Source organism: Deltaproteobacteria bacterium, from assembly GCA_020845895.1.
In the GTDB taxonomy this organism is placed as follows: domain Bacteria; phylum Lernaellota; class Lernaellaia; order JACKCT01; family JACKCT01; genus JADLEX01.
Map to the genome: position 1 here is coordinate 37,109 of JADLEX010000120.1, position 22,987 is coordinate 60,095.

The following is a 22,987-nucleotide window of genomic DNA, read 5'->3' on the forward strand; positions in this document are numbered from 1 at the left end:
AGGTGCTTTCATTTGGGGGCTCCGCGTCAACCCGCCCTTTTTTTCCGAGAGCCGTCGCAACACGATCGACCAAAGGAGGTTCCCATGATCGGCGCGCACGGTTCCTGGCAGGGGTTCGGATTCCTTCTCATCTCGGTCCTGGCAATGGTCTCCATATTTTTCGTCGGCGGCTGCGGAGACGACGATGACGACGATTCGGGCACTACGGATCTCCCCCTAATCACGGATGACGACACAAACGACGATGATGACACGACGGACGATGACGCGGCCGATGACGACACGGCTGATGACGACGCCACGGACGACGATGATGATGTCACACTCAGCGGCATCGAGTTGAGTCCGTCCGAACTGCACCTGCCGGTCGGAGCGGCCCGCACGCTGACCGCGACGGCGGTGTGGAGCGACGATACACGCACGACCGACGAAGACTTCGTTTTCAGCGTTTCCGATGACACGATCGTCGAGGCGAACACGGGCGGCACGACGACGGCCCTCGCGCGTGGCGAAGCGACGGTCACCGCTTCGCTCGGCGATTTCTCCGCGGACGCGAGCGTGAACGTCGGCGCGTACGTCTTTGCGTACGACGGCATCGCGGGGACACTGGGCGCCCTCGACCCCGAGACCGGGGACTCGATCGCCGATTATCTCGCCGACGAGAAAGACGCCATTCTGACGATCGGCTCCGATCTCGAAATTCGCGAGGGCGTCGCTTTTCTCGTGGAGTCCGGCGACGGCGTGCCCGGCACCGTGGGCACGGAAGGTCTCGTCGTCGTCGATCTCGCGACGAAGGACGTTCTGAACGTGCTGATCGAGGACCTCGACAATCCGTGGAACGTCGATATGGTCGGCACAACCGCGTACATCACGGGAAACTTCTCGAACGACCTGGTGGTCGCGGATCTCGAAGCCGACGCCTCGCGCGCGATCGACATGCCCGAGGACTGCGTGCCGACGGGCGTGCACGTGATTGGCGATCGGGCGTTCGTCGCGTGCAGCGGATACGATTCGGGCACGTTCAGCTACGCGGACCCGGGAATCGTCGCCGTGGTCGATCTGACCGACGACTCGGTCAGCACGATCGAGACGACGCGCGTGAATCCCACGGTTGTGGCGGCGGGACCCGACGACGACACCATCTACATCGTCTGCACGGGCAATTTCGACGACGAACTCGGCGTGATCGACGTGATCGACGTCTCGGACGAGTCCGTCGCGGACAGCGTCGCGATCGGCTCCGCACCCGGCGAACTCGTTCTGGCCGCCAACGGCACGGCGTTCGTCGCCGACGGCTTTTCCGGCCAAGTGATGACATTCGACTCCGATTCGCTCGCTGTCGGCGCAAACGTTTCCATCGCTGGCGCATTCTGGGTCGCGTCGCTGGCCTACGATCCCGTCACCGACCGCGTATTGGCGTCCGACTGGACCAACGCGAAAATCCAGGTCATCGATCCGGATGATCTCGACGTCGAGTCGTCCGTCGACGCCGCGAACGCCTCCGGCGTGAGCGTTTGGACCGAGTGATGCAGGCGCTCATCCTATTTGGGATCGCCGCCGCGCTCGCCATCGTGGGTTGCGACGATCTCGATGAACAACATGAGGACGGCGCCGAACTCGGCGCCGATCCCTCGAACGATCCGCACGACGTCTCCAAGCCGTGGGAGTACCCGTACCACCTTGTGATCGGCGGCGGTCTCTCCGAAACGCTCAGCGTCCTGACCGTCCAAGGTCCCGGCGACTGGTCGATCGCGAACGATGTGCAGGATGCCTGCGCCGGCATCAACCAGATGACGTGGCGCGACGGCCGTCTGTTCGCCCTGTGCTCGCTCTCGAATTCCCTTGTCACCTACGATGCCGAGGATTTGTCGATCACGGGCGAAGTATCGCTCGGCGATGGACGCAATCCCATGAACTTCGCCTTCGACGGCGACGACCGCATCCACGTCTCCAATTTCCTCACGAACGACGTGACGCTTCACGACCTCGACGACGGCTCGACGCTCGCCACGGTTCCCCTGCCCTATCTCGACGAAGCCCACTTGGACAACCCGGACTCGGAAACGTGGCCGCGTCCCGGCTCGCTGATCCCGGACGGCGACCGCCTGCTCGTCGCCGTCGCCAACCTCAGCGCCCAGTTCACCCCAGGCGGCCCGGGAGCCATTCACGTCGTCGACACGACAGCGCACGCGGTCGCGGTCGAGGTGCTGCTCGCGGGGAGAGACACGACGACATTGCTGGCGTCGCCGGGTGCCCAGTGCGTTTTCGCCCTTTCGGCGGGGGACTACGCAGTCGGGACCGGATTTGCCGGCAACGGCGTGGTCGAATGCCTTGATCCGGCAACGCTGGCTCCCCTCGCGGTCATCGAAACCGGCGGCGCGCCGATGGGGGAATCCGTCGCCGCTCCGAACGGACGTGTTTATGTGGGAAACGCGATGGACGCGCGAATTCTGGTCTTCGATTCGGCGACGTTGGAGATCCGTCCCGAGATCGATCTGCGCGGCGATACCGACGGACCGGAGCTGAGCTTTGTTTCCGGCATCGCCGTGGACGGCAACGGCTTCCTCTATGCCACGGACTTCAACCACGATCGGCTATTCATCGTGGACACCAACACGAACGAGATCCTCGCGAAGTTCGACACCTGCGATGGTCCCGACACGCTGGAGTTTGTCCGTTGAAGCACGCTGCGGGAATTCTACTCGCCATCTCGATCGCCTCCATGACGGGGTGCGCGACGCCATCGCCGGAAAACGCGAGCGCCGAGCGGGCAATTCCCCGACGAATCGTCTCGCAATTGCCGAGTCTCACCGAAACCTGTTTTGCGCTCGGCCTCGGCGACCGCGTCGTCGGTGTGACCGACTACTGCCTGTACCCGGCGGAGGCGCGAGCGCGAACGCATATCGGGGGGCTTCACAATCCGAAGTTCGAGACGGTCGTGTCGCTGCGTCCCGACATCGTACTGCTGCAGGACAAACAAGAGAATTTCGTCGCCAAGTACGAGGCGCTCGGAATCCGCGCGATGACGTTTTCGACGGATACCGTTGCCGATGTCATCGCTTCCATCGCGAAGCTTGGTCGACTTCTCGGTCGAGAGACGCAGGCGACGGATCTGATCGCCCGGATCAACGCGGAATTCGACGGATTGAAGACGCAGACGTCAGACGACGTCCCGGTGCCGGCGCTCGTCATCATCGGGCACGATCCCGGGACGTTGCAGGGCCTCTACGCCGCCGCCAAAGGGTCTTTCCACGACGAATTGCTCGTCGCGGCGGGTGGTGTGAATGTTGTGAACGACAATGGCTCGCTCTACCCGCCGATCACCAAAGACACAATCGTGGAACGCAGCCCCGAGGTCATTCTCGAACTCGTCAATGAGGGGGAGCTTTCGCCGATTCAGATCGATGACCGCGTACGCCTGTGGGACGCGCTGCCCACCGTGAGCGCCGTTCGGAACGGCCGCGTCCGCATCGTGGTCGGCGATCAACTGCTCATCCCCGGGCCGCGCATGGCGCAAGCCGCTGCCCAAATCCATCATGCCCTGCACATGGCCCCATCGGAGAAACGCCCATGATTCCACTCTACGTCCGCGCGCTCGCGGTCCTCCTGTTGTTGGCCGTCGCGTCGCTGTTCGCCGCTTGCAGCGCGGGCGACGGCGGCGACGACGACGACGCCGATGACGGCGAATTCGCCATGGGCGACGACGACGATGCCATGATCGACGCGGCGAACGCCGACTGGACCGACACGGGCGTCGATGTCGCCGCGGGTGACACGATGAAGATCGACGCGGCGGGCGAAGTCCGGCTCGACGGCGACGCGGACCCGGTCGGCCCTGACGGCGGCGAGGCGTGCGGCCTGAGCTGTCCCATGCCCGAGGGTGCGCGCGGCGCGCTGGTGGGGCGGATCGCCGAGGGTACTCCGTTTCTCGTCGGCGCGTCGTTCGATGGCGTGGCGGGCGCGTCCGGAAGGCTTGCGCTGATCGTCAATGACGACTCCTACGCTGACAACAGCGGCGGATTCGACGCGACGATCGAGGTGATCCCGGGCGACGACGATGCACTCCCCGCGTCCTGCCGACCGGCCAACTTCGCGATCCAGATCACCGAGTTCGACCCAGGCGTGCTGGCCGGTTTCGGGCAGAATGACGCTCCGGACAATGTACTCGGGCCGCCCGCCGGTTTCGGCGCATACGCCCCGCAAGCGGGACCGGACGAGCTGCTGAGCCTCGGAGAGGGCGGATCGATCACGCTCAAGATGGGTCGCGAGATCCTCGACGGCGCGGGTCCCGATTTCGTCGTCTTCGAAAACCTGCTCTACTGGGGCGGCGAGTTCACGAATGCGTACACCGAGGCGGCAATTATCGAAGTGAGTGAAGACGGCCTGACGTGGACGCGCTTTCCGTTCGATTTCGTCGCCGACGGACCGAAAGGGCCGTTGGACGTTCCGGACACCGTGCCGGGCAACTTCATCGGATTCGCCGGGATCGAACCGACAAACGCGAATTGCGACCCGAACGGCGACGGGCTTTATAACGACATGATCGATCCGCTCGATCCCTCCGTTTCGGGCGGGGATCTGTTCGACCTCGCCGATATCGGCATCGCGGCGGCCCGGTACGTGCGCATCATCGACACGGGACACGCCGAGCGGGCTCCCGGCACGGAGACCTACGACGAGGACGGCGATCTCGTGACCGACGGCGGCAACCTGCTCCCGGCTTACGAAGGCATCCAAGGTTTCGACCTCGACGCGATCGCCGTGCTGAACGGCGGAGATGAACTGGAGATCGACGAATGAACGCGGCGGTAATTCTCGTCACGGGCGGCGCACGCAGCGGCAAGAGCACGCGCGCGCTCGAAATCGCCCGCTCGTATCCAAGACGCGTCATGATCGCTGCCGCGGTTCCCTTCGACGACGAAATGACCCGGCGTATCGAAGCGCATCAGAGCGAACGCGGTGAGGAGTGGGTGACCATTGAGGAACCGCTGGATCTCGCGCGAGCGATCAAGGGGATTCCCTCATCGTCCTCCGCGGAAGCCACCCTCGTGGTCGTCGATTGCCTGACGGTGTGGTTGGGCAACCTCTTTCACGAAGAACCCGACAACGTCGGTGCGCGGATCGACTCACTGGTCGCGGCCGTGGCGTCGTGCCCGCATGACCTCGTCATCGTCACCAACGAAATCGGCTGGGGAGTCGTTCCCGCGGACGACGGAACACGGCAGTTCCGGGACGTCGCCGGTCGTCTCAACCAGCGCATCGCGCGCATTGCGACGCGTGTCGAACTGGTTGTGAGCGGAATCCCCGTCACGATCAAGGGCAACTAATGGACGACACCCGGATGCGCAACACGCTCGCGGCGATTCCCGGCGTGGACGATTCGCTCGGTCCCCGGCTGCGCGCCCGGCTCGATGATCTCACCAAGCCACGCGGGAGCCTCGGTGTGCTCGAGACGATCGTCGAGCGGGTCGGGCTCATCCAAAACACGGATCGGCCGCACGTGCGTCGGATGCGGATCGTGACGTTCGCGGCCGATCACGGTGTCGCCGCACGGGGCGTTTCGGCATACCCCGCCGCCGTCACGCCGCAGATGGTGCGCAACATGATAGCCGGCGGCGCGGCCGTGAATGTGCTCGCGCGGCATGTCGGCGCCGAAAACGTGGTCGTCGATATCGGCGTGAACGATCCACTCGACAACGCGCCCGGGCTCGTCCGCCGAAAGGTCGCGTACGGCACGCGCGACATGACGATCGGTCCCGCGATGACGCACCGAGAGGCGCGCGCGGCGATCGACGCGGGGATCGGCCTCGCCAACGACGCCGCGGACGAAGACGTCACTCTGCTCGGCACCGGCGAGATGGGGATTGGAAACACGACGAGCGCGGCGGGCTTATTCGCCGAACTGCTGGGACTTCAACCGCGTGAGATCGTCGGTCGCGGCACGGGCATCGACGATGAGACGCTGGCGCGAAAGATCGACGCGGTGGAGACCGCTCTGCGGATCAATGCGCCCGACGCGGGCGATCCCGTGGCCGTTCTCGCTGCATTCGGCGGTTTCGAAATCGCGGGCATCTGCGGGCTGATCCTCGGCGCGGCGGCGCGGCGGATACCCGTCGTCGTGGACGGCTTCATCTCAACGGCGGGCGCGCTCGTGGCCGAACGTCTCGCGCCACGTTCGCGCGACTTCATGATCTTCAGCCATCTCTCCGACGAGCGCGGCCACGCCGTTGTGCTCGACGCGATGGGTGTGCGCCCGATTCTGAATCTCAATCTGCGTCTCGGCGAAGGAACCGGGGCGGCATTGGCTTTTTCGCTGATCCACGGCGCAATCAAACTCGTGAACGAAATGGCGACGTTTTCCTCCGCCGGCGTCGCGGACCGCGCGTGACCGCCGCGGTTCACGGCACGCCTCGCTCGGGTGCACTTCGTCATGCGTTGGTCGCGTTTCAGTTCCTGACACGCATTCCCATGCCGCGAGATCTGAATCCCTCGCCCGGCGACCTCGGTCGCGCCACCGGATGGTTCCCGGTCGTGGGCGTCGTCGTCGGGGCGCTGATCGCGGCGGTGGGGTCCGCCGCCATGGGAATCGGACTGTCGCCGGGAATCGCGGCGGTCATCGCGGTCGGATTCGGCTTGGTCGTCACAGGGTCGTTTCACGAAGACGGTCTGGCGGACAGCGCCGACGCGTTCGGCGGCGGCTGGAATCGCGAGCAGGTGCTCACGATCATGCACGACAGCCGCATCGGCAGTTACGGTTCGGGGGCGGTGACCCTGCTCTTCGCGGCGCGCCTCGCCGCGCTGTGGTCGATCGATCCCGCCGCGTGGACGGCTTCGCTCATCGCGGCGCACACCGTCGCGCGGTGGACGTCGGTCCACCTCCTGCACACGAAAGAATACGCACGTCGCGACGGTGAAGCCCCGGGTTTCGGCAAGCCGATCGTCGATGGGATGTCGGGCGCGTCGTTTTGGTTCGCCACCGTCGTTACGACCGTCGTCGCCGTTTTTGCGTTCGGCCTCGCCGGGTTCGTCACCCTCGTTGCGGCGCTCGTTCTGTCGGAACTGTGGGGACGGTACTGCCGCCGGCGGATTGGCGGAATCACCGGCGACGCGCTGGGCGCGGTGAACGTCGCGGTGGAGGTCTTCACTTTAGTGGGCTGCGCCCTGCGTTTTCCCGCAACCGTCTCACCATGGATCACGCCGTGAAAGGACCGGACGCCATCTGGCTCGTGCGCCACGGACCGATCGATGTGGAATACGGCGTATGCGTGGGATCGACGGACGTGCCGTTGGCCGCGGCCGAAAATGCCTTGGTGCGGGCGAAAGCGCTTGCCTCGCTGATTCGCTCCGCCGATGCCGTGTATTCGAGCGATGCCCGGCGCGCGTACAACACCGCGCAAGCCTTGGCCGCCGTCATCAACGCGCCGCTCGAAACGACGCCCGATCTGCGGGAGCTCGCCTTCGGCGCGTGGGAGATGCGGGCGTGGGCTGACATCGAGCGGGACGATCCCGCGAATTACGCCCGGTTCATGGCCGATTGGAGAAGCGAGCGCACGCCCGGCGGGGAATCGTACGGCGACCTTGAAGCCCGCGTCCGCAATTGGTGGACTCGAATCGCGCAACGCCATGACGGTGGGAGCGTCGTCGTCGTCGGTCACGGTGGATCGCTGCGCATCCTCGCGTCGCACTTGCTTTCCATGACCGCCGAAGAGGCGATTTTCATGCCGTTCGGGCGCGGACACGCGGCGATCATCCGTCCTGCGACAGGCGCGCGCGTGCTGGATATCGATCCATTCGAGCCGTCCGATGTCGAGGAAATTGAGAAGCCCGACCAGCACCTCACCGCGCGACCGTGATCGACGCCTTGCCGTCCCCACCGATCGTCGCCTCATAGGGCGCCTGCATCGCGCCCGCAATTGCGTCGTAGACCCACACGCTGACGGTTTCGCCCGGCACGCCGGCCAGGTCCACGTTGACGGCTTCGCCGGCGAGTTCCATCGACACAAAACGTCGGTCGGCGACGGTCACGAATTTTTCCACCTCGCCGATCAGCGCGAGACCGTTCGGCCAGACCGGCGCGACGACGAAGTAGGCGAAATCGTAGAGGTCGGGGATCGAGGGCCAGTGCGTCACGTCGAGCGGCTGCCACGCCGTTCGGGATCTCCAGTCGAAGACGACGTACTCGCCCGTCGCGCCCAACTCGCGCGGCAGGTCGAGGTGGAGGTCGGTCACCTGTTCCGGAAACACGAACATCGAGCCGGCGTCCTGCAAACCATAGGACACGTAGGGCCAGATGCGGTCGAGCGCCGTGCGTTGCGGGTGTTCGCGCGCGAGGTGGAACGCCGCCGCATAGTGCCAGCGCCCGAGTTTGCCGCGATCCGACCACGTGTGCACCGTGTAGGGACGGCGATGGTCGAAGAACATCGCGTCGATGGGCGCGGCGGGGCGGTCGGGTTTGAGGAGTAGGCCGTCCGCGCGGCAGGTGCGTCCGATGATTTCGACATCGGCTTCGCCCACGCGGTCGCCGACTCCGACCATCCCCGCCGAAAGCGTGCTGATGAGCGCTTCGGCCTCGCCCGCCCGCTCGGTCGTCCAGAAATTGTCCTTGAAAGGCCAAACGCCGAGCGCCCACGCGATCATGGACGTCGTATGGAACTGCGGCCAGAACGACTCCTTCGAGACGTCGCGCCGGTAGTCGATGGACGTACGCGCCGTGGTGGGCGACGAGCGATCAACCACGTCGAGCAGGTGCCCGGGGCTCGCCATGCACCACTGCGTCGTGAGGCCCGCATCGCCGGCCGCGCCATCGATCCACGACATCCACTCGGCCGTCCGGCCCGGCGCTTCGCGCAGATACGACATGCCGTCCCACTGCGCAAAGAGCCAGTCCTGCTCGTACGTCGCCGCGCCCCAGTTCACCGCGTTCGCCATGAACTCGTCGTACACGTCACGCGAAAGCGGCATCGCCATCTCGGCCTCTTCGACGAATTCGTACTCGTCGCGATAGTCGTTTTCGCTCGCGAACCAGCGATTGTGCAGGACGAGCGGAAGGCCGAGTTCGTCCTGAAACGCGGCGAGGCCGTCGGGGAACATCGCCGGGATCGGCTCCCATCGAATGAGCCCGCCGGGGGAAATCAGGCCCGGAACCTTGAAGTACCACCAAGAATCGAGCTGGAGGTAACCGTAGGGAATCCCCCGCGTGTCCGCGTCGTCCTTCACGGCGAGCAGCGTGTCCGCCTCGTTCATCCCCGGTTCGGTCTGGTAGTAGTAATAGGCCCCGTTGTCCGTCCAGTAACCGAGATACCCGAGGCCGACGTCGGCATAGCGATCGGGTCGCGCCTTGCCGTGCTCGGCGCGCATCAGATCGCCCCAGTACTCCACCGCGGCATTGATTCCCCGTCCGCGCGCGAGAATGAACCGGTGCGTCCACCCGGCGGGAATCGCGTCGATTTCCCCCGCAACGCCCGAGACGATATTGCCGCGTCGGAAATTCACGACGCTTTCGAAGAATTGGTCGAGCGGCGAAAACACGATCGTTTCGCCGTCATCGGCGTAAAGAATCAGAGGTCCGTGCGAAGCGACCGCGCCAAGGTGCGGGGGCGCCATGGGCGACACCTGAAACGACATGACGTGCGTGAATTTTTCCTCGACGGGGATCAGGTCGTATTCGAACGACGGCTTGTCGAATCGTCCGGTTGCGATCCCCGTCCGCGCACCGTGATGCTCGTGAACGATGATCTCATACGAAAAGATGTCCGGCGCGTCGTCGTCGATGTCGTCGTCCGAATCGTCGTCGCCCGGCTCGTTTCCGGGCTCCTCCGTATAAATTTCAACTCCGTCGTCGAACTCGCAGGCGACGAGCGTCGCCAACAGAAACACGACGATTCCCACGACCGCGCATAACGAAACCGAGCGCATGCGTCCTCCCGCGTCATGCGATTTGTATCGGATATTGCGACGTGCGGCGAGACGGTTGCGGACTCAGGCGGCGGAAGACGCCCCGTCGAATTCCAATTCAACTTCGAAACCGCCACCCGCGACATTGCGTGCCCGCGCCACGCCGCCGCACGCCTTTACGCACGTCTGCACAATCGCAAGGCCGAGCCCGGTTCCGCCGGTATCGCGCGTGCGGGAGGCATCGGGCCGGTAGAATGGTTCGAAAAGGTGCGGCAGGTCTTCTTCCGGAACCCCGGGGCCGTGGTCGCGAATTCGGAGCCGAACCGTTCCCGATTCGCCGTGCCCGTCGATCTCGATCGGAGTATCCCCCGCATATTTTACGGCGTTCCGCACGACGTTCGCCACCGCACGGACGATCAGAACCTCGGAGCCGAGCACCCGGACCTCGCGGTCCAGCGTGACCCGAATCGCTCTTCCCTGCGCCTCGCGTTCGAGCGCGCGGTCCACCGTCGCGCGCAGGTTCACGATCTCGCGCCGAATCGTTTGGGGCGCCGTCTGCGCCCGCGTGAACGAAAGCAGCTCGCCGACCAAATCAGAAAGTTGGCGGACTTCCTCGATGGTGTCCTCGACGCGCACGCGATCGGGCTCGGCGACGCGCGACTCCAGAATCCCCAGGGACATCTGCACGCGCGCGATGGGCGAGCCGAGTTCGTGCGCGATATCGCCGAGAAAACGCTTCTGCCCGCGCACGTAGCCGTCGAGCTGGCGCGCCATGTGGTTGATCGCCGCCCCCAGCCGGCCGATTTCATCACCCCGTGTTTCATCGACCCGCGTATCGAAGTCGCCCGCCGCGATGCGTCCCGTCGCCTCGGTCATGCGGCGAAGCGGTCGCGTGATGTGCCAAACCGCCGGAATCCACCACAACAGAGTAACGAGTCCGAGAATCGTTCCGAGCGCGATCCAGGGGCGCGGATCGAAGAGTAACCCGTTGGCGGTTCGCGAGTCCGAACGAATGACCATCGCAAAGTGTTCCGGCGGCGCGAAACGGCGCGTGACGACGGCGATTTCGTGCGCCGTCCAGTATGACCGCGGAACACCGCTTGCCTCGGAGAAACGCAGGTCCGGTCCGGCGATTGGGGGCGGCGCGGGCGGCGGACCACCCGGAAAACCCCCGCGCTCATCCCTCTCGGTCCCTTCACGCGGCGGTCGATCTGCGGGCGGGCCGAATCCATCCGGGCGCCCGCGCCCGATACCCGCTCGCTCCCGTCGTTTCGATTCGCGCTCCATCAGGTCCACGACGCCGACCCGGACCGATTCGGGAAGCGCGGTCGGCGTTCCCGCAATAACGAGTCCGTCGCTGCCGCACAGGGCGAAGTCCACGCCGTAGTTCTCGCTGTATCGGACGAGCAACGCGGACCATTCCGATGTCTCGGCCGAAGCGAGTTCGCTTCCCAAAACGCGGCTCAGCGAGCGGAGCCGGTCATCGGCTTGCCGCTGAACGGTCTTGCCGATTCCCCCGCCGATCGAGGTCGAAAAAAGGACCAGCGCGACGAGCGCGACGAGCACCACGTTGCCGACGAGCCACGCCGCCACCTTGCCGAGAATCGAGAACCGGATTTTCACACTGGCTCCGGCTCATCGAGAAAGAGGTATCCGGCCGAGCGAACGGTCTTGATGAATCGCGGTTTGCGTGGGTCGTCGCCGAGTTTCTTTCGGATCGACGAGATGTGCACGTCCACGGACCGGTCGAAGACCTCGTATTCCCGTCCCGCCACGGCGTCGAGAAGTTGGTCGCGCGTAAGCACGCGCCCGGCTGCCGCCGCGAGCACCGCGAGCAGGTCGAATTCGATCGGCGTGAGCACCATCGCCTCGCCGCGCAAAAAAGCCGAGCGCGACGAGGGCTCCACACGCAGGTCTCCGACGACGACGGGCGACGGCACCTTCGGCACGGCGGTCTTGCCCATTTCGAGCGCGCGTCTCGTCACCGAGCGTAGCCGCGCCAGGAGTTCGCGCGCGGAGAACGTCTTGGGCAGGTAGTCGTCCGCTCCGATCTCGAGGCCGACGATCCGGTCTGTCTCCTCTCCGCGCGCCGTCAGTATGAGGACGGGGATCTCCGAGTCTTTTCGCAGGCGGCGAAGCACCTCGAATCCGTCCATTCGCGGCATCATGACGTCGAGAATGACCACGTGATGGCGACCCGACAGAGCTTCCGTTAATCCTTCCGCCCCGTCGTGAACGGTGTGCACCTGATAACCCATCGGGCTCAGGTAGTCCTCGATCAGCCGGCAGAGCTTGCGGTCGTCGTCGATAACGAGCACGCGGATCAGAGAAGCGGTTTCACCGGTCATGCGTGTTTCACCTCGAATTCCACGATCCGGTTATCGCCGGGCCGGCGAATCGTCACAACGGCATTTACACAAGGTTTACAAAATTCGCCCATTGCACGCACGAATTCTAAACCTCGGCACGGCAAATTGGGATCGCACGGTGTGCGGGATTTCGACGACGAAGACGGAAGATCGCCACCCCCAACGCGGAGATGCCCCATGAAGCGAATGACTGTTTGGACCCTGGTCACATTGACGGCGCTGGCCGCCCTGGCGGCGCTCGCCGCGGGATGCGCGCAGGACAGCGACGCGTCCGGTTCGGACACCGAACTGGTCGAGAGCAGTTCCGACAGCTTGTCGACCGACGCGGCGGACGATGAAGCCCAGCGCGGCGATCGTCCGCCCCACGAGCCCCCGGCGGAAGCCGTGGACGCATGCGAAGGCCTCGCGGACGGCGACGCGTGTTCCTTCGAAGGCCGCGAGGGCGAGGAGATCACCGGCACCTGCGAAACGCACGAAGACATGATCGCTTGCCGCCCGGAAAACCCGCCGCCTCACGGCGACCGGCCCCCCCTCGAACCGCCCGCCGAAGCCGTGGACGCGTGCGCGGACGCTGTCGAGGGTGACGAGTGCGAATTCGAAGGTCGGGACGGCGAGACCGTGAGCGGGACCTGCGAGCAGCACGACGACCTGATCGCCTGTCGCCCCGAAATGCCGCCTTGCCCACCGGCCGAGGAAGAATGATCGCGACGCGGCGCGAACGTCCTCCACGCGCCGCGAAACCGTCGACGTAGAAAACCAGATCCGGGAATCGGGGCGGCGAATGTCGCCCCGATTCCGTTTTCTCATTGCGATCCCGCATTCCTGTGAGGTGCGAAATTGACCGGTGCGTCCATGCGTGTACACTTTCCGCATGGTCCATACTGCGATGCCGAACGTCGATGCGTAGCGACTGCCCCACATGCGGCGCGGTCGTCGATGCCCACCTCGAGTACGAGCCCGACGGTGCGTTTCTCGTGAAACGGTGCGATGCGCACGGCGAATCGCGGACTCTCTTCACGAAAAACGCTGAATTCCACCGGCGGGCGCGAGCCCTGAACAATGACGGCCTGTGGCCGGAAGGCGCGCTCGACGTATTTGGCGCCGCGGCGACGCAAATGCTCACGACATTCGCCATCGACGTCACCACGCGCTGCAACATGACGTGCCCGACGTGCGTGAGCAATGCCGACACCGCCAAGGGATCGGTGGACCGGCCCCTCGACGAGATCCTCTCGTGGGTGCCGGACTTTTCGAGGGACCGCCGACGATTCCGCCCGAACATCTCGCTCGTCGGCGGCGAGTCGACTCTGCGCGAGGATCTGCCGGACATCATTCGCGGGGTCATCGCCAAGGGACTGCTTCCTCGACTGAATTCGAACGGACTCACGTTGCGTAACCCCGAACTGCTCGACCGCCTTTGGGACGCGGGCCTTCGCTGGGTGATCCTTCAGTTCGACGGATTCACCGGTGTCGGCTCGCAGGAATTTCGCGGCAAAGACCACACGCGCGCCAAGCTGGACGTGGTTGAGAAACTCGCCTCGCGTGGATTCTTCATTCACCTCGCCGTCATGGTTCAGCAGGGCGTCAACGAAACCGAAGCGGCGGATATCCTGCGTTACGCGCTGGAGCGGCCCAACGTGCGGCGGGTCTCGTTTTATCCGCGAAGCCGAATCGGCCGTTTCGCCGCGCCCGACGGGGGATTCACCGACGTCGGCGATCTCGTCCGCGAACTCGACCGGGGAACGAGCGGAGAACTAACGACCGAGGACCTGCTGGACGCCAAGCGGATCGGGCACTGGATGTACCGTCTGACCCGGCACCCCATGTTCTTCCAGCGGGCGTGCATTTACCCGTTCCTTCTGTTGGGACATCGCGGGCGCATGATTCCCGTTTCGCGGCTGTTTCGTCCGGCGTGGGCGCTGCGTCACCCGGGCGCTCTATGGACGATGATCAAGGCTCTACCCGCGCTGTTCCGGCCCGATCACGGCCGCTATCCGGCGAATCTGCTCTACGTGAACATCGAGAAGTTCTACGACCGCGACGCATTCGATTTCGAGCAGTCTCGAAACTGCCATCACGTCTATCTCACCGACAAGGGCGCGTTTCCCTTCTGCGTGTACAATCAATTCCATCGCGACAACGCGCCGGTTCCGGTCGATTATCTGGGCGTTCGGGAAGAGGGCCCCGAGTATTCCGCGAAATCCGCCTGACCGACCGATTCCTTCATCTTTCCGGCGACCCCTTCCCGCGCGCTCATCGCACTGATATGTCCTGCGTGATGCTTCCGCGATCTCGCCATGATCTGTTCGGTCCACCACCTCGTGACGGTGACATCACGCAGCGCGGCGACTCATGAAATCGACGACCCAACACCGACTCTCTCGGATCCTCGCCATCTGCGAGATCTCGCTGCTTCTCGGGTACGTCGCGATCATCTGGATTTGGAGGTGGCAGCAAATCGGGATCGCACCGGTCGATCCCGACGAGGTGTTCTTTATTGGCGGCGTCGATCGCATGGCACGCGGGCTGCTCCCCTACATCGATCACGCCGAAGCCCACATGCCGCTCGTTTCGCACCTCCTGGTCCCGCTCTGGAAAGTCGTGCGTGAACAACCCGACTTTCTCGTCCCCTTTCGGATCCTCGAGTGGTGCGTCGTCGGCTTGGCACAATTCGCGCTGGGAGCCGTCGCGTGGCGATTCGGACGCGTGCGCGCGGGCGCTTGGACGCTCGGATTGTTGAATGCGTTCGGCTTCGCCCTCGAGCGATCCGTGCAAATCCGTTTCGAACCCTTCGCGACAATTCTCGTGCTCGCGGCGTTCGGTGTCTTCGCGACGCGCCGGAAACCGGGATTCGGTATCCGCGAAGGCGTTGCCGCTGTTCTCATGGGACTGGCGACGGCGAGCCATGTGAGCGGACCATTCCTCGTCGCCGCATTTGCCCTGACCCTGCTCGCGCTCGATGGCGGATCGGCGGGGGTCCGAGCGGCGCGATCCTCGATCGCATTTGGGGTCGTCGCCGTCGGGACATGGCTTGGGGTGTTCGCAATCGTGCTCGGAGGAAGACTCTGGACCGGTCTCGCGGCACTTCGTGACGGCTTCGACTTCGATGCGGTTTATCAAGCAGCGTTGAAAAGCGATCTGACGTTTTTTCTGCCCGGAATTCTCCGAGAAAGCCCCGTGACGGCGGCGTTATGCATCCTGCTGTTGATCACCGCGCACGACGCGATCCTGCGTCAGCGCCACCGGGAGCCCGCACTCGTCCTCGCGGTTCTGCTCGCCGACTGCTCCCTAGCCATCGTCCTCACGCGAACTCCGGACTATCCGCAGCGATACCTGCCGCTCGCGACCTATGGTGCGCTCGTCGCCGGTCTCGAGGTCGCGCGTCGAACGAAAGTGGCCGTTGAGGGCGTCGCAGGGCGACTTGTTCCGATCCTTGCGTTACTGGCCGCGCTCGCCGTCGTGGTTCAGGCTCGATCTGTTCTTTCGGCTCCGAATCTGACCGATCCTGAGTTCGGCGTGAAGCCCGACGACGAGCCCGTTCCTCGATTGTCCGACGGATATCGCATTCTTCCGGGTGATCTTTTGCTCTGGTGGGATGCCGGCCGCGCCGCACCCGACGCTTTTCGATCCCGATCGATCGAAGAATACCGCTCCGTCGTTCGATTCCTGAAAAAGCACTCCGGTCGGGACGACCGCGTTTTCACGGATTGGATGAATCCGCCGATCCGGGAACTCCCTGCGCTGAACCACCACGGCGGCATGATCGACGTTTTCGAGCGCTCGCGCGAATTGGCGGCATCGCCGGCGGTGCAATCGGCGTATCGGCGATACAATCCCGACTACCGATCGTCCACGCGGGCGGAAGAGTCTTTCGCAATACTGTTTGATCGGACGAATACCCGACTCATCGCCCTCGACGGCAGCATGGGGCGTGCGTTTCGAAACGACGGAGAGTTCCGTCGCTGGATGACGGAGCGATATGATTTGATGGTGGAACCGCGCAGCGAGATCGTCTTCGCCGTTCGGCGATGACATACCCGTGAGAACACCGCGACTCAGTTCGCCAGAACCTTGCGGAAAAAGAAGCGAACGAGAAACGGCAGGGTTTCCGAACGATTCGGCATGCGCGCGATCAGGCGATACAGCCGCGACGGACGAAGGTAGAACTTCAGATACGCTGTGCGCCTCGCACGATTGAGCGTCTTCAGCGGGATCTCGCTCAGGTTGTTAGCGTCGTCCCAGAAGGACTGAAAGGTCTCTCCCACGGGCGTGTCGACGCCGAGGTTTCGCGCCATTTTCTCCATGGGTGTGCCCGCGTAGGGCGTGGCGCGATAGAGCCCGAAAGTATCGAGCTTCGAAGTCGCAGCGAAGCGAATCGTTTCGCGCATCTCCGACGCGGTTTCGGTCGGCAGCCCGATGATGAAATTGCCGTGCGCCGAGATGCCGAGGCTCGACGCCTTGCGGATGACGTGCTTCGCCTTTTCCAGATTCAGGTTCTTTTTCATCGTTTTTTGAAGACGCGGCGACGCGGTTTCGACCGCGATCATCACACGGTACACACCCGCTCGTGCCATCAGTTCGAGCATGTCGTCCGTCGCGAGGTTCGCATGGAAACCGTTGGGAATCGCCATCGGCACGCGCAGGCCCTTCGCGAGCAGGGACTCGAAGATGTTGCGCACGCGATCCGGATCGAGATTGAACAGATCGTCGATGACGAGAATGTCGCGGACGCCGTGCTTACGCACGAGTTCTTCGATCATGGAGACGACATAACCGGCGGAACGCGGGCGATACCCGTGGCCCATCGATACGTGGCACCAGGCGCAGTGGTAGGGGCATCCGCGCGCGGTTTCGATCGCCATGTATCGCGGGTGCCTGCTGATGATGCTGATGCGCGGCAGTCCTTCGTACGCACCGACGTCGATGAGATCCCAGGCCGGCATCGGCCAGCGGTCGAGGTTCGCCTCGAAGGGCCGCTCGGGATTCTCGCGCACGCTTTCGCCGTCAAGAAACGCGAGACCGGGAATATCGCGAAATTCCGAATTCGACTCCAGCGCTCGGATCAGGTCGAGGAACGTCTGTTCCCCCTCGCCGACCACCGCGTAATCCACGTCCGGGTTCGCCGCCACGTCGCGACCGTAGAGCGTTGCGTGAATCCCGCCGCAGACGATCTTCACGTCGCGACGTTTCGCTTTCATTCGCGTCGCAAGATCGTACATGACCGGGGCGTCGAGTCCGTGCGCGCTGAATCCCACGATTTCCGGAGTGAACTCGTCGAACGCGCGCATCGGCGCTTCGAGATCCCGCCATTTCGGGCGCATGTCGTGGAGACGCACGTCGGCATTGGCTTCCGATCGAAGTACCGACGCAATGTGCATAAGCCCCAGCGGCTGCGAGCGTTCGACGTGTCGCTCGTGACTGGCGGCCTGGACGAGCAGAACGCGCGTCATGAGCGCGCACTTTCCCCGCGCTTCACCACATCAGCGCCTTTCGCACCCACATGCCGAAGAGTTGGGGCAGGAGCCGTCGACGATTGGGGAGCGCGGAGACGATCGAAAGGATGCGCCGGGGCGAAAGGTAGAATCGTCGATACGCCTGGCGTTTCAGGCGATTGAGGACGCCGTCGGGCACGAGCGAAACGTTGACCGCGTTGGACTGGTGAAACTCCATGGTTTCCAGATCGTTTCCGGGGTCCTGTCCGACACTCGCTGCGATTTCGTGAAGGTCGGTACCCTTGAACGGGATCACGCGGTAAAACGCGGCGGTGTGGAGGCGCGACTTGAGGGCGAAGTCCACCGTCGCGCGGGCCTCGTCCTCGGTCTCCGTCGGGAAGCCGAGCATGAACGACGCGTGCACCATCACGCCCTGTTTGCGCGTGAACTCGATGATGTGCCGGAGTTTTTCGAGCTTGTTGTTTTTGTGAATGAGCTTTTGAAGGCGATTCGACGCCGTCTCGACGGCGTACATGCAACGGAACATGCCCGCCTGCTTGAGCAGCAGAACGCTCTCCTCCGTCATGATGTCGCCGCGCAGTCCGATGGGAAAGCTCATGCCGATCTTGAGACCCCGGTCGATGATGAGCCGCGCGATCTCGTTGACGCGTTTCGCGTCGGCGTTGAACAGGTCGTCCATGATGACGAAATCGCCGACCCCGTACTCGTTCACCAGATGCTCCATCTCGTCCACGACGTTCTCGGGCGATCGCTTGCGCCAGCGCTTTCCCAGCGTCGTGTGGCAATACGAGCAGTGGTAGGGGCACCCGCGGCTGGTGACGATGGCGGCGTAACGCCGATGCGCGTAAATCACGCCGCATCGCGGGATGTCGTAGTACCGGTCGAGATCGAGCAAATCAAACGCGGGATAAGGGACGTTGTCGAGATCCGTGATCCAATGGGCCGACGCGTTTCGCAGCGGACCATTGGGTCCTCGCCGAATGAGATTCGGAACGTCCTCGAAATTCTGCCGCCCTCGCAGCGCCTCGACGAGCATGCCCATCGCCTGCTCGCCCTCGTGCGTGACGACGTAATCGACCGGCATGCGTTGCAGAGACTCTTCGCCGTAGTTGGTCGCGTGAGCGCCGCCGACAACCATCGGCGTATTCGGAAACGCCTCGCGCAGCCGATCGGCGAGAAGAGCCAGAGCCGGCGCATCGGGGGTCATCCCCGACAGGCCGATGAGGTCCGGTCGAAACGCGCGCGCCTGTTCGACCGCCGGCGCCGCGTCCTGAACGCCGAGTTGCATGTCGAAGAACCCGACCTCGCACGAGAAGCGTTCGCGCAGCCATGAGGCGAGGTAGAGCGGGCCGAGCGGCATCGAGCGCTCGGTTTCGGGGGAATATCGAGCGGACTGAATCAGGAAGACCCGCATGGGCTCCGCGTGGCGGCTCCTTTCAATGACGAATGTACCCCGAAAAGTTAGCGCCGAACCGATTTACGCACAATGAAGCAGACTACCGAAAACGCGGTTCCGGCGAAGATTCGGCCGCCTTCCGGCCGGCCCGGCGGTCAACTCGCGGTCGCGGTGCCGGCCACCGATTGCGCCTTGCTTGGGCCAAACCCGCGAATCAGAACCGCGAGACCCGACAAGCCGCGTCGAAGATCACGCCAGGATCTGAGAGAACGCAGTCGGTCCAAGACGTAGCCCGGCCGCAGCGAGAAGGCCCGATAGAATTTCAGGAGTTCGTATTCCAGCTCGGCATCGGACAGGACCTCGCTGCCCAGTGGCGGAACGAAGCTTCCCGAAGGACTGCGCGCGAATTCCTTCCAGTAATCGGTGGCGATCCGGCCGTCCGCGAGCGCGTCGTCGTACAGTCGCGTCGCGGGATACGGAACGTACAGCGCGGCGTGAACCATTTCCGGCCCCAGTCGGACTGCCGTTCGCAGGCTTCGCCGAATCTGCGCGCGCGATTCACCCGGATTCCCGAGCATGAAATAGGCGATGGTGCGCAGGCCCACCTTATGCGCCATGGCGAAGCTCTCGCGGACCGCGTCGAGGCCCGTTTTTCGTCCGAGGTTCTTCAACACATCCTTGTCGCCCGATTCCACGCCGAACGTCACCAGATCGCAGCCCGCCGAACGCATTTCTGCGAGCGTCGTCTCGTCAACCATGCCCGGCGTCACGCGCGCCATCCACGGAATACCAAGCCCCTTTCGCGCAATTTCGCGGCAAATACCGTGAACCCGGTCCTTTCGAACCGTGAAGAGTTCGTCATAGAACATCAGGTAACGCACGCCGAGGCCCGCCGCGTAGGCCATCTCCTCCGCGACGCGCTCCGGGCTGCTTGCGCGCCATGTCTTGCCGGTCGGCGACAGCGCGCAGTAGTGGCAGTGAAACGGACACCCGCGGCTCGTGACCATGATTCCCACGGGAGCGAGTCGCGTGATGAGCGAAGAGTATCGTTCGATGGGCGCCAGATCCCACGCGGGCATCGGGAAACGGTCGAGGTCGCGGACCGCGGGCGCTGGGGTGAAGCCCTCGGCGCTCATGCCGGACGCCAGCACGCCGGGTATTTCCGCGGATGCGACGGACTCGAATCCCCCGTCTCGCCATGCGGCGAGCAGTCGCGGTAGCGATTCCTCGGCCTCGCCCGAGAGAATCATGTCCACCTCGGGTTGCGCGAGGGTTTCGGTTGGATAGATGAACGGCTGCACGCCCCCGACGACGACCTTCGCACGTGGCGCGCCTGCTCTCGCGGCCCGAGCGGTCGCGAGCGCATCAAGATAGGTGAAGGTCGTACTCGAAATGCCGACCAAGTCGGGTTGCCGACGCTCGACCTCGTGCGCGATCTCGACATCGGAGAGACCGAGCGCATGCGCGTCGAGCAGCGAGACATTCCATCCGACGACTTCGCGCGCCGAGGCCGCGGGATAGAGGATGCTGATCGGCGGATTCACGCCGCGAAGGTCTTCGATGGACGCGGGGAGGTTCGAGCGCGGAACACGCCGCTCGGGCGGATTGACGAACAGAACGTGAAGCGGCGAATTGCTCATCGGCGGAGCTTTACCCGATCGAGGACGGTTCGGTCGCGGGTCCCATCAACACCGTGTTCGATGGGGATTTGGAGCCGAGCGACTTCCGGGCCATGGTCAACAGAACACCGAGTCCCTGAAGGACAGTTTTCAACTCGCGTTTCGGGTGCCGCAACATGCGCAGGAAACGGCGCGCCACGGTCGCGGGGCGGAAGTAGAATGACAAATTCGCCCAACGGACGAGCGCTCGCATCTGGGCTTCGGTGTACTTCGCCTCGAACAGCAGCTTTTCGGTGTCGATCGAGTAATCCTCCCAAGAGGAGTGATGGATACGCCGGGCACGGTCGAGGTCATCGAAGAGCGGGCTGCCCGGCAGCGGCTTGAAGACATTGAACGACACAAGATCGGGCGCAAGCCGGATCGCGTCGCGAACAGTCTTTTTGCAATCGTTCATGTCCTGCCACGGAAAACCGAGGATGAAGTTGACCTTCGCCTCGATGCCGTGGCGGCGTGTCATGCGGACGGCCGATCGGGCTTCCTCGAAGCAAATGTTCTTCTTCAGGTTCTTGAGTTCCGCATCGTCCGTGGACTCCACCCCGTACGTAATGTGGTAGCAACCCGCCCGGCTCATCAGCCGCAGCATCTCGGCGTCCACGCGGTCGACCCGGCTGAAACAGTTCCAGGTGATATCCACGCCGCGATCGAGAATTGCCTCGCACAGCGCGGCGATCTTCTTCGGCGCGACCGTTGGACCTTCGTCTTCCAGACGGAAATCGCGAATTCCAAAACTACGGTCGCACTCCCCGACCTCGGCCAGAAAGTTTTCGGGGCTGCGGAAACGCACCCGATCGAGAAAGACCGACTTTGAACAGTAAGTGCATTTGTAGGGGCAGCCGCGCGAATACAGGATGCCGGTGGACGGCAGGCGGTAGTAGTTGCCCGGATCGGGCATGTATGACGCGACGGGGATGAGTGTTCGGTCGGGAAACGGCAGGTCGTCCAGTTGAGACTCGGCCGCCCTCACCGGTCCAAGTCGGACCTCGTCGTCCACGCGCCGCGCGAGTCCGTCGATCGCAGGAACTTCATCGAGGTCTCGGAGAGCCCGTGCCAGTTCGACGACCGTCGCCTCCCCCTCGCCGACCGCAACGTAGTCGAACGCCGATTCCTCACGAAGTGTACGCTCCGGCAGCGCCGAGGCATGAAAGCCGCCGAGGATCGTTGCGGTCCGGGGATTCGCCTCCTTCGCGAGCGCGGCGAGACGCGACGCAAATTCCACGTTGTGTGTGTATGCCGTCAGCCCGACAAGATCCGGCTGGAAATCGAACACCGCGCGTGAATATTCGGCGTCGCTGAGATTTCGAAACGCCAGATCGAGAATCCCGACGTCGGGGAATCCCGCATGTTTCAGCGACGAAGCGAGGTACGCGAGCGATAGTGGAATTTCCTGCCCGCCCAGCGCGAGCAGCCCCCGCGAGGTATTCGGAGGTTGGATGAGCAGGATCTTCATGCGTCGAGTAGGGTCGGACCGCGATTTCGGTGTCATCACCGACGCGCGACCGACCGATCGCCTCCGAAAGACAGCTTGACGTAATCTTAACGCGAAGCGGGAAAACGACAACGGGGGAAAGCCCACCAAGCTCTCTCATCGTGGCCAGGAATCCGCGGCGGTCGCCCCGAAGCCTTCAACCTTTACGCGCCGGTATACGCGCCCGCCGATCTGGGCGCCGCGGGCGCCCACGCCTTTTCGAACCACATTCGCAGGAACATCGGCATGACGCGAATCCAGTACGGAAGAAACGCCAGCAGAGCCGTCACGCGGCGCGGCGACAGGTAGAAACGTCGCCATGCGTTTCTTCTGATCCGAACGAGTTCCTTCTCCGACATCAGCGATGGGTTGACGCCATGATCGAGTTTGTAATCGTACCCGGCCGGGTCATCGACGTTCACGGCTCCCGCAGCCACGGCCTGCGCGTACATCTTCGTCCCCTTGAATGCGACCGCGCGGTGAAACGCCGCGGTGTGCAAATCCGATTCAAGGGCGGTTCGCACCGTCAATTCGGCCTCTTTCCGCGTTTCCGTCGGGAAACCGAGAATGAACGTTCCGTGGACAAGAATGCCGATTTTTCGGGCGTACCGAATCATGGCGAGGGTCTTTTCGACGTTGAGCCTCCGCCCCGTGAACTTCTGAAGCCGTGGCGACGCGGTGTCGATCGCAAACATGCAGCGAAACAGCCCCGCTTGCTTCAGCAAACGAAG

General features: G+C 63.9%; 19 protein-coding genes. 11 read left to right on the forward strand and 8 right to left on the reverse strand.

The features are described 5' to 3' along the window. Window positions 1–84 precede the first annotated feature (84 nt). The 8 genes from IT350_16365 to IT350_16400 are packed head-to-tail and all read left to right on the forward strand — an operon-like array spanning window position 85 to window position 7,853. Window positions 85–1,527: an Ig-like domain-containing protein gene (locus IT350_16365; protein MCC6159627.1), complete on the forward strand. Its 1,443-nt coding sequence runs from the start codon at window positions 85–87 to the stop codon at window positions 1,525–1,527. Beyond that, on the forward strand, window positions 1,515–2,681 hold the full coding sequence (locus IT350_16370) for a hypothetical protein (GenBank protein ID MCC6159628.1): 1,167 nt from the start codon (window positions 1,515–1,517) through the stop codon (window positions 2,679–2,681). The genes IT350_16365 and IT350_16370 overlap by 13 nt, the downstream gene beginning before the upstream one ends. Continuing rightward, entirely contained in the window at window positions 2,678–3,574 is an 897-nt protein-coding gene (locus IT350_16375) for an ABC transporter substrate-binding protein (GenBank protein MCC6159629.1), read from the forward strand. Before IT350_16370 ends, IT350_16375 begins: the two co-directional genes overlap by 4 nt. Then, window positions 3,571–4,800 carry a hypothetical protein gene (locus IT350_16380; GenBank protein ID MCC6159630.1) on the forward strand — a complete coding sequence of 410 codons (1,230 nt, stop codon included), beginning with the start codon at window positions 3,571–3,573 and terminating at the stop codon, window positions 4,798–4,800. The genes IT350_16375 and IT350_16380 overlap by 4 nt, the downstream gene beginning before the upstream one ends. Further along, entirely contained in the window at window positions 4,797–5,327 is a 531-nt protein-coding gene (gene cobU, locus IT350_16385; protein ID MCC6159631.1) for a bifunctional adenosylcobinamide kinase/adenosylcobinamide-phosphate guanylyltransferase, read from the forward strand. The genes IT350_16380 and cobU overlap by 4 nt, the downstream gene beginning before the upstream one ends. Then, window positions 5,327–6,388: a nicotinate-nucleotide--dimethylbenzimidazole phosphoribosyltransferase gene (gene cobT, locus IT350_16390; protein MCC6159632.1), complete on the forward strand. Its 1,062-nt coding sequence runs from the start codon at window positions 5,327–5,329 to the stop codon at window positions 6,386–6,388. Before cobU ends, cobT begins: the two co-directional genes overlap by 1 nt. Beyond that, window positions 6,385–7,203, forward strand: a complete 819-nt coding sequence (locus IT350_16395; protein ID MCC6159633.1) for an adenosylcobinamide-GDP ribazoletransferase — start codon at window positions 6,385–6,387, stop codon at window positions 7,201–7,203. Before cobT ends, IT350_16395 begins: the two co-directional genes overlap by 4 nt. Further along, entirely contained in the window at window positions 7,200–7,853 is a 654-nt protein-coding gene (locus IT350_16400) for a histidine phosphatase family protein (GenBank protein MCC6159634.1), read from the forward strand. The genes IT350_16395 and IT350_16400 overlap by 4 nt, the downstream gene beginning before the upstream one ends. Here IT350_16400 and IT350_16405 read toward each other — a convergent pair. The 3 genes from IT350_16405 to IT350_16415 form a co-directional block, all read right to left on the reverse strand. Beyond that, window positions 7,837–9,915 carry a hypothetical protein gene (locus tag IT350_16405; protein MCC6159635.1) on the reverse strand — a complete coding sequence of 693 codons (2,079 nt, stop codon included), beginning with the start codon at window positions 9,913–9,915 and terminating at the stop codon, window positions 7,837–7,839. The genes IT350_16400 and IT350_16405 overlap by 17 nt on opposite strands. Before the next feature lie 63 nt (window positions 9,916–9,978). Then, window positions 9,979–11,517 carry a HAMP domain-containing histidine kinase gene (locus IT350_16410; GenBank protein MCC6159636.1) on the reverse strand — a complete coding sequence of 513 codons (1,539 nt, stop codon included), beginning with the start codon at window positions 11,515–11,517 and terminating at the stop codon, window positions 9,979–9,981. Next, window positions 11,514–12,242 (reverse strand): response regulator transcription factor, encoded by a 729-nt coding sequence (locus IT350_16415; protein ID MCC6159637.1) that lies wholly within the window; start codon window positions 12,240–12,242, stop codon window positions 11,514–11,516. The genes IT350_16410 and IT350_16415 overlap by 4 nt, the downstream gene beginning before the upstream one ends. 198 nt (window positions 12,243–12,440) lie before the next feature. Here IT350_16415 and IT350_16420 point away from each other — a divergent pair, with 198 nt between their 5' ends. The 3 genes from IT350_16420 to IT350_16430 all read left to right on the forward strand — a co-directional run bounded on the left by IT350_16420 (window position 12,441) and on the right by IT350_16430 (window position 16,295). Next, window positions 12,441–12,965: a hypothetical protein gene (locus IT350_16420; GenBank protein MCC6159638.1), complete on the forward strand. Its 525-nt coding sequence runs from the start codon at window positions 12,441–12,443 to the stop codon at window positions 12,963–12,965. A gap of 197 nt (window positions 12,966–13,162) precedes the next feature. Next, entirely contained in the window at window positions 13,163–14,473 is a 1,311-nt protein-coding gene (locus IT350_16425; GenBank protein MCC6159639.1) for a radical SAM protein, read from the forward strand. A 142-nt stretch (window positions 14,474–14,615) separates the two neighbouring features. Then, the gene (locus tag IT350_16430) at window positions 14,616–16,295 is read left to right on the forward strand and encodes a hypothetical protein (GenBank protein ID MCC6159640.1); all 1,680 of its coding nucleotides are present in this window, start codon (window positions 14,616–14,618) and stop codon (window positions 16,293–16,295) included. A 23-nt stretch (window positions 16,296–16,318) separates the two neighbouring features. Here IT350_16430 and IT350_16435 read toward each other — a convergent pair whose 3' ends face one another. From IT350_16435 to IT350_16455, 5 genes are all read right to left on the reverse strand, one after another. Then, window positions 16,319–17,713 (reverse strand): B12-binding domain-containing radical SAM protein, encoded by a 1,395-nt coding sequence (locus IT350_16435; protein ID MCC6159641.1) that lies wholly within the window; start codon window positions 17,711–17,713, stop codon window positions 16,319–16,321. A gap of 22 nt (window positions 17,714–17,735) precedes the next feature. Beyond that, the gene (locus IT350_16440; protein ID MCC6159642.1) at window positions 17,736–19,076 is read right to left on the reverse strand and encodes a B12-binding domain-containing radical SAM protein; all 1,341 of its coding nucleotides are present in this window, start codon (window positions 19,074–19,076) and stop codon (window positions 17,736–17,738) included. A gap of 191 nt (window positions 19,077–19,267) precedes the next feature. After that, entirely contained in the window at window positions 19,268–20,752 is a 1,485-nt protein-coding gene (locus tag IT350_16445; protein MCC6159643.1) for a radical SAM protein, read from the reverse strand. A 10-nt stretch (window positions 20,753–20,762) separates the two neighbouring features. After that, window positions 20,763–22,274 (reverse strand): cobalamin-dependent protein, encoded by a 1,512-nt coding sequence (locus IT350_16450; GenBank protein MCC6159644.1) that lies wholly within the window; start codon window positions 22,272–22,274, stop codon window positions 20,763–20,765. Between the two features lie 146 nt (window positions 22,275–22,420). After that, window positions 22,421–22,987 (reverse strand): radical SAM protein (locus IT350_16455; GenBank protein MCC6159645.1); only part of this gene is annotated, 567 nt, incomplete at its 5' end.